This window comes from Nocardioides sp., from assembly GCF_004803405.1.
Taxonomy (GTDB): domain Bacteria; phylum Actinomycetota; class Actinomycetes; order Propionibacteriales; family Nocardioidaceae; genus Nocardioides; species Nocardioides vastitatis.
This window is the reverse complement of sequence record NZ_SSXI01000134.1, coordinates 1-6,043: the sequence shown is the minus strand read 5'-3', so window position 1 is coordinate 6,043 and position 6,043 is coordinate 1. Positions and strand designations below refer to the sequence as shown.

Annotated in this window: 7 protein-coding genes; 3 read left to right on the top strand and 4 right to left on the bottom strand. The window is 71.4% G+C overall.

The genetic code is table 11. From position 1 onward, the window contains the following. The 4 genes from E7Z54_RS09780 to E7Z54_RS09765 form a co-directional block, all read right to left on the bottom strand. A partial coding sequence (locus E7Z54_RS09780) for an alpha/beta hydrolase (RefSeq protein WP_136433231.1) occupies positions 1–414 on the bottom strand: 414 nt, incomplete at its 3' end. Beyond that, on the bottom strand, positions 411–1,049 hold the full coding sequence (locus E7Z54_RS09775) for a TetR/AcrR family transcriptional regulator (RefSeq protein ID WP_136433229.1): 639 nt from the start codon (positions 1,047–1,049) through the stop codon (positions 411–413). The genes E7Z54_RS09775 and E7Z54_RS09780, both read right to left, overlap by 4 nt. Next, a complete protein-coding gene (locus E7Z54_RS09770; protein WP_136433227.1) occupies positions 1,046–2,359 on the bottom strand; it encodes a flavin-containing monooxygenase in 1,314 nt (437 codons plus the stop codon). Before E7Z54_RS09770 ends, E7Z54_RS09775 begins: the two co-directional genes overlap by 4 nt. 110 nt (positions 2,360–2,469) lie before the next feature. Beyond that, positions 2,470–2,904, bottom strand: a complete 435-nt coding sequence (locus E7Z54_RS09765; RefSeq protein WP_136433226.1) for an SRPBCC family protein — start codon at positions 2,902–2,904, stop codon at positions 2,470–2,472. A 77-nt stretch (positions 2,905–2,981) separates the two neighbouring features. Here E7Z54_RS09765 and E7Z54_RS23740 point away from each other — a divergent pair, with 77 nt between their 5' ends. From E7Z54_RS23740 to E7Z54_RS09755, 3 genes are all read left to right on the top strand, one after another. Next, on the top strand, positions 2,982–3,371 hold the full coding sequence (locus E7Z54_RS23740; protein ID WP_206056113.1) for a MerR family transcriptional regulator: 390 nt from the start codon (positions 2,982–2,984) through the stop codon (positions 3,369–3,371). A gap of 33 nt (positions 3,372–3,404) precedes the next feature. After that, positions 3,405–4,415: an aldo/keto reductase gene (locus E7Z54_RS09760; RefSeq protein WP_206056112.1), complete on the top strand. Its 1,011-nt coding sequence runs from the start codon at positions 3,405–3,407 to the stop codon at positions 4,413–4,415. Positions 4,416–4,440: 25 nt separating this feature from the next. Next, a partial coding sequence (locus E7Z54_RS09755; protein ID WP_136433224.1) for a phospho-sugar mutase occupies positions 4,441–6,043 on the top strand: 1,603 nt, incomplete at its 3' end.

Here is a 6,043-nt window from a genome sequence, read left to right as displayed (position 1 = left end):
CACCGCGGAGATGACGGCCACGACGTCGTGGCGGGCGGCGGCGACCGAGACCACGTGGCCCCCGCCGAGCGAGATCCCCCACAGGGCGACGCGCTCCGGGTCGACGCCGGGCAGCCTCCTCGCCGCGTCGACCGCCGCGTGGAGGTCGGCGACCTGGCCGGCGATGGACACCGCCTGTCGAGGGCTGCCACCGCTGGCCCCGAAGCCGCGGTAGTCGAAGGTGACCGCATCGAGCCCGGCCCCGGCGAACGCCTCGGCGAAGGGTGCCAGACCGGAGTCCTGGGTGCCCGCCAGACCGTGGGCCAGTACGACGACCGGCCGGCCCGCCCCGGAGGCGAGGCGGTCATCGGCGGCCGGGTGGTGCGTGGCCGCGCAGGTCACGCCCCCGGACCGGAAGGTGAGGGTCCTGCTCATCGGTTGCTCCCGTCGGTGCCGTAGATGCTGCGCATCCAGATGTGCGTCAGCGCGTCGATGTGCTGCTCGCGCGGCGGTCCGCTGCCGACCGCGTGCCGCTCGACGGCGTGGTCGTTGAGATCGAGGAGGACCGTGGCGAGCGCTTCGGCCGCTGGGCCATCGGTGGCATGTCCCGCGACCCGCTCGCGCTGGATCATCTCGGCGACCATGCTGGCGAACTCGGCCCGCCCCGCCTCCCACAGCTCGCGGACCGCGGCGCTGGTGGCCCGCGCCTCCAGCAGCGCCCGGTAGGTGTGGGGGGTCTTGTCGACGGAGTCGAACAGGATGGTGATCACGCGGCGGATCCGCGGCTCGGCCTCGCCCTCCGCCTTGACCAGGAGGTCCGCGGCCTCGGAGGCGTCGTCGTAGAGCTCGGCCATCAGCGCCATCACGGCCATGGCCTTGCTCTCGAAGTAGAAGTAGAACGCGGACCGGGTGACGCCGGCGCGCCGCGAGACCTCCGCGACGTTGACCTCCTCCAGCGACTGCTCCCGCAGCAGCTCGTCGAGGGCGCGGAGCAGCGCGCCGCGGCGCAGGTCGCCGCGGTTGACGCTGCGCCGGTCGACCAGCTTCGCCCAGGGGCGCTCCTCGGTCACCGCGCGCGCTCCAGGCCCGCCGGGATCTCTTTGACCCGCAGGTCGTGCTCGTAGAGGAAGTAGTCGAGCTGCTGGGTGTGGCGGGGGCGTTGGACCATGTGGGCGGTGTACTTCTGCTGGTCCTCGTCGATCACCCGCTCCATCTCCGGCACGCTCGGCGGGGCGTAGCGCCCGACCAGCCACGCGGCGACCAGCCGGGTCTGGCACTCGACGAACGGGAAGAGGGTCGGCGTCGCCTGGGCGAATCCCACGAAGGCGAGATCGTCGATGCCGGGCTTGAAGATCCGCTTGTAGAGCCGGATCTGGTTCTCGGGCGCGCTGATGAGGTCGGGGTCGAAGAACGGGAAGGTGATGTTGTAGCCGGTCGCGTGGATCACCACGTCGAAGTCCTCGGCCGTGCCGTCCTCGAAGTGGACGGTGGCGCCGTCGAAGCGCGCGATGTCGCCCTTGGCCCGCAGGTCGCCCGAGCCCAGGCGCAGCGGCAGCTCGACCGACTGGGTGGGGTGCGCCTCGAAGAACTTGTGGTTGGGGCTGGGCAGGCCGTAGTCCTCCGGGCGACCGGCGGTCATCGGCTGCATGATCTGGACGAACTTGCGCTGCCAGGCCAACGGGATGTGGGGCGAGGTCCGGTAGTACTTGTCGGCCGGCTTGCCTGCGAAGTACTTCGGCACGATCCATGCGCTCGAGCGGGTGGAGATGACGACCTCGTTGCCCATGGTCTTGCTGGAGAGCTCGACGGCGATGTCGGCGGCGCTGTTGCCGAGGCCGATGATCAGGATCCGCTGGCCCCTGAGGTCGTACGGCGTCTGCGGGTCGATGTAGCTGTGGGAGTGCATGGTGATGCCGGTGAACTCGCCGGGCTTCTCGGCGAACCGCGGGTCCCAGTGGTGGCCGTTGGCGACGACGAGCACGTCGAAGGTGCGGGTGCCGGTGCGCTGGGTCTCCAGCTCCCAGCCGCCCCCGGGCAGTCGCGCGGCACTGACGACGCCGTTCTCGAACTCGATGCTCCTGCGGATGTCGAACGCGTCGGCGTAGCTGTCGAGGTAGTCCTTGATCTGGGTGTGGTGCGGGAAGTCGGGATAGTCCTCGGGCATCGGGAAGTCCTTGAAGGACAGCTGGTGCTTCGAGGTGTCGATGTGCAGCGACCGATAGGCGCTGCTGTGCCCGTTGGGGTTGCCGAACGCCCAGTTGCCACCGATCCGGTCGGAGGACTCGAAGGTGACGAACTCCAGCCCGTAGTCGGCGAGCATCTTGCTCATCGTCAGACCACTGATGCCCGCGCCGATCACCGCGACCGTGGGACCCCTCATCGCATCGCACCCTTCTGCCCCCGCGAGCGCGGACCGAGCCCGGACCGAGCCGCGTGACGCCCGTCACCCTAGGTCGCCACCTGACACGTGTCAACAGAGGCAGACGAGCGTCAGCCGACGCAGGCGCGCCGGGCCAGCCCCGCGCGGCAACCGGCCATCATCCGGGCGTGGTTCCAGGTCAGCACCGGCCGGGCGACGTACGAGGCGAGGGCCAGCCGACCGCGGGCCTCCACGTCCTGCCGGAACTCCAGCCGGGTGCCGTCGGCGCTCGGCTCGAGGACGAAGCGGGCGAAGCCGGTGAGGTCACCGCTGATCGCCACCTCCAGCACCGGTGGGGTGCGACTGACCGCGTCGAGCACCAGGTCCAGCGTGTACGGCAGGACCGACCGGCACCGGACCCACGCCCTGTCCGGTCCCAGCTTGGCGACGGCACGTACCTGCGGCCACCACTCGGGGTAGTGCTCCAGGTCGGCCACCGCCGCGGCGACCTCGGCCAGCGGCGCCGCGACGTGCCAACTGGAGGAGAAGGAGTAGGACGCCGGCACCCCTCCATGATGGCCGAATCGTCCGCATGTCCGGCCGACGTTTGACCTGGAGTGCGCTCCAGGGCTGACACTGGGTCATGCCCAGCTTCGGACTCACCATCGCCGAGACCGCCCGCGCCCTCGGCCTCAGCACCGACGCCCTGCGCTACTACGAGCGGGACGGGTTGCTCCTCCGGGCGGTGCCCCGATCCACGAGTGGCCACCGTCGCTACGAACCGCAGGACCTGCGCTGGATCGAGCTGGTCACCAAGCTTCGCTCGACCGGGATGCCGATCCGCGACGTCAGGCGCTACGCCGAGCTGGTCCGTGCCGGCGAGGGCAACGAGACCGCCCGACTGGAGCTGTTGCATGCCCACCGCCGACAGGTGCTCGCGGACCTGGCTCAGGTGACGGCCCACCTCAGCGCGATCGACCACAAGATCGGCATCTACGAGGACAAGCTGGAGGGTCGCTCGCTCAGCGCTTGACCTGGAGCGCGCTCCAGGCAGTTGGCTGATCGCATGACGATCACCCAGCGCACCCAACGCACCCAGCGCACCCTCGGCACCTCCGCCCCCCTCTCCGTCTCCGCTCTCGGCCTCGGCTGCATGGGGATGTCGGAGTTCTACGGCACCCCGGACCAGGCGGCCGGGGCCGCGACGATCCACCGCGCCCTCGACCTCGGCGTGACCTTCCTCGACACCGCCGACATGTACGGCCCGTTCACCAACGAGCGCCTCGTCGGCGAGGCGATCCGCGATCGCCGGGACGCGGTCCAGCTGGCGACGAAGTTCGGCAACGAGCGCCTGCCGGACGGCACGCGCCTCGGCATCAACGGCCGTCCCGACTACGTCCGCAGCGCCTGCGACGCATCTCTGCAGCGGCTCGGCGTCGACCACATCGACCTCTACTACCAGCATCGGGTCGACCCCACGGTCCCGATCGAGGAGACGGTAGGAGCGATGAAGGAGCTCGTGGAGGCGGGCAAGGTCCGCTTCCTCGGCCTGTCCGAGGCCTCGGCCGCGAACATCCGCCGAGCGCACGCGGTGCACCCGATCACGGCGCTCCAGTCCGAGTACTCGCTGTTCACCCGCGACCTCGAGGACGAGATCCTGCCGACCCTGCGGGAGCTCGGGATCGGGCTGGTGCCCTACTCCCCGCTCGGTCGCGGCATGCTCACCGGCACCATCACGCCGACGTCCATCGCGGACGGCGACAGCCGCAGCACGCCGTACTTCCCGCGGTTCCAGGGCGAGAACCTCGACGCCAACCTCGCCCTCGTCGACCGCGTCCGCACGATCGCCGAGGCGAAAGGTTGCACCCCGGGACAGCTGGCGGTGGCGTGGGTGCTCGCACAGGGCGACGACGTCGTGCCGATCCCCGGCACCAAGCGGGTGCGCTACCTGGAGGAGAACGTCGCAGCCCTCGACGTCACCGTGGACGTCGACGACCTGGCCGCGCTCGAACAGGCCGTGCCCCGGGACGCCGTGGCGGGCGCGCGGTACGGCGACATGAGCCCCATCGACGCCTGAGACGGGGCACCGCTAGCGTGCCCGCATGACCACCCCCGACGTCGACGTCCTGCTGACCCGGGCCCGCAGCTGGCTGGCGGAGGACCCCGACGAGCAGACCGCCGCAGAGCTCACCGGGGTCATCAAGGCCGTCGAGCACGGGGACGTCGACGCCGTGGCAGACCTTGCCGACCGGTTCCGCGGGACCCTCGAGTTCGGCACCGCCGGTCTCCGCGGCGCGCTCGGTGCCGGATCCAACCGGATGAACCGCGTCGTCGTGATCCGCGCCGCGGCCGGACTCGCCGCCTACCTGACCGCGAACGGCGTCGAGTCCGGCGCGCCGGTCGTGATCGGGTACGACGCCCGGCGGAACTCCGACGTCTTCGCCCAGGACACGGCCGAGGTGATGAGCGGCGTCGGCCTGAAGCCACTGCTGCTGCCGCGGCCACTGCCGACGCCGGTGCTGGCGTACGCGATCCGCGAGCTCGGGTGCGCGGCGGGAGTGATGGTCACGGCGAGCCACAATCCGCCGCAGGACAACGGCTACAAGGTGTACCTCGGTGACGGCACGCAGATCGTGCCGCCGGCCGACACCGGCATCGCGGACCGGATCGCGGCGGTGGGGTCGCTGGTGTCGGTTCCGCGGTCGCCGATCAAGGCGACCCGGGGTCGGGTGCTCGACGAGGGCATCGTCGATGCCTACCTCGACACCGCCGCCGGCATCGCCGGCGACGGCCCGCGCGACCTCGCGATCGTCTACACCCCGCTCCACGGCGTCGGCGGCGAGGCGCTGCCGGCGGTGCTCGAGACCGCCGGGTTCGACGCCCCGCAGATGGTTCCGGAGCAGGAGCAGCCGGATCCGGAGTTCCCGACCGTCGCGTTCCCGAACCCCGAGGAGCCCGGCGCGATCGACCTGGCCATCGCGCTCGCCGAGCGCAGCGGTGCCGACCTGGTGATCGCCAACGACCCGGATGCCGACCGGTGCGCCTGTGCCGTGCCCGGCCCCGCCGGGTGGCGGATGCTGCGCGGCGACGAGGTGGGGGTGCTGCTGGCCGACCACCTGCTCCGCAAGGGCAAGCCCGGCGTCTACGCCACCTCGATCGTCTCGTCGTCGCTCCTCGGGAAGATGGCGGCCGCGCACGGCCAGCGGTACGCGGAGACGCTGACCGGGTTCAAGTGGATCGGCCGCCTGCCCGACCTCGCCTTCGGCTACGAGGAGGCACTCGGCTACTGCGTCGACCCGGACAACGTCGCCGACAAGGACGGCGTCTCGGCGGCCCTCGTCCTCTGCGAGATCGCGGCGGCCGCCAAGGCCGAGGGCCGCAGCCTGCTCGACCTGCTCGACGACATCGCCAAGGTGCACGGGCTGCACGCGACGGACCAGCTCTCCGTCCGGGTCGAGGACCTGTCCGAGATCGCCGCCGCGATGGACCGGCTCCGCGGCGCGCCTCCGGCCACGCTGGGCGGGGCCACCGTGGAGTCCACGGACGACCTGACCCTCGGCGCCGGAGGGCTCCCGCCGACCGACGGGCTGCGCTACCGCACGTCGGACGGCAGTCGTGTCGTCGTACGCCCGAGCGGGACGGAGCCGAAGCTCAAGTGCTACCTCGAGGTGGTGGTGCCGGTGCGGGCCGGTGACGTCGCGGCCG

What these genes read in the sequence shown, in the direction of transcription:
- E7Z54_RS09770 (WP_136433227.1), bottom strand. Translation starts at nt 2,359, where the DNA reads ATGAGGGGTCCCACGGTCGCGGTGATCGGCGCGGGCATCAGTGGTCTG.
- E7Z54_RS23740 (WP_206056113.1), top strand. Translation starts at nt 2,982, where the DNA reads ATGCCCAGCTTCGGACTCACCATCGCCGAGACCGCCCGCGCCCTCGGC.
- E7Z54_RS09760 (WP_206056112.1), top strand. Translation starts at nt 3,405, where the DNA reads ATGACGATCACCCAGCGCACCCAACGCACCCAGCGCACCCTCGGCACC.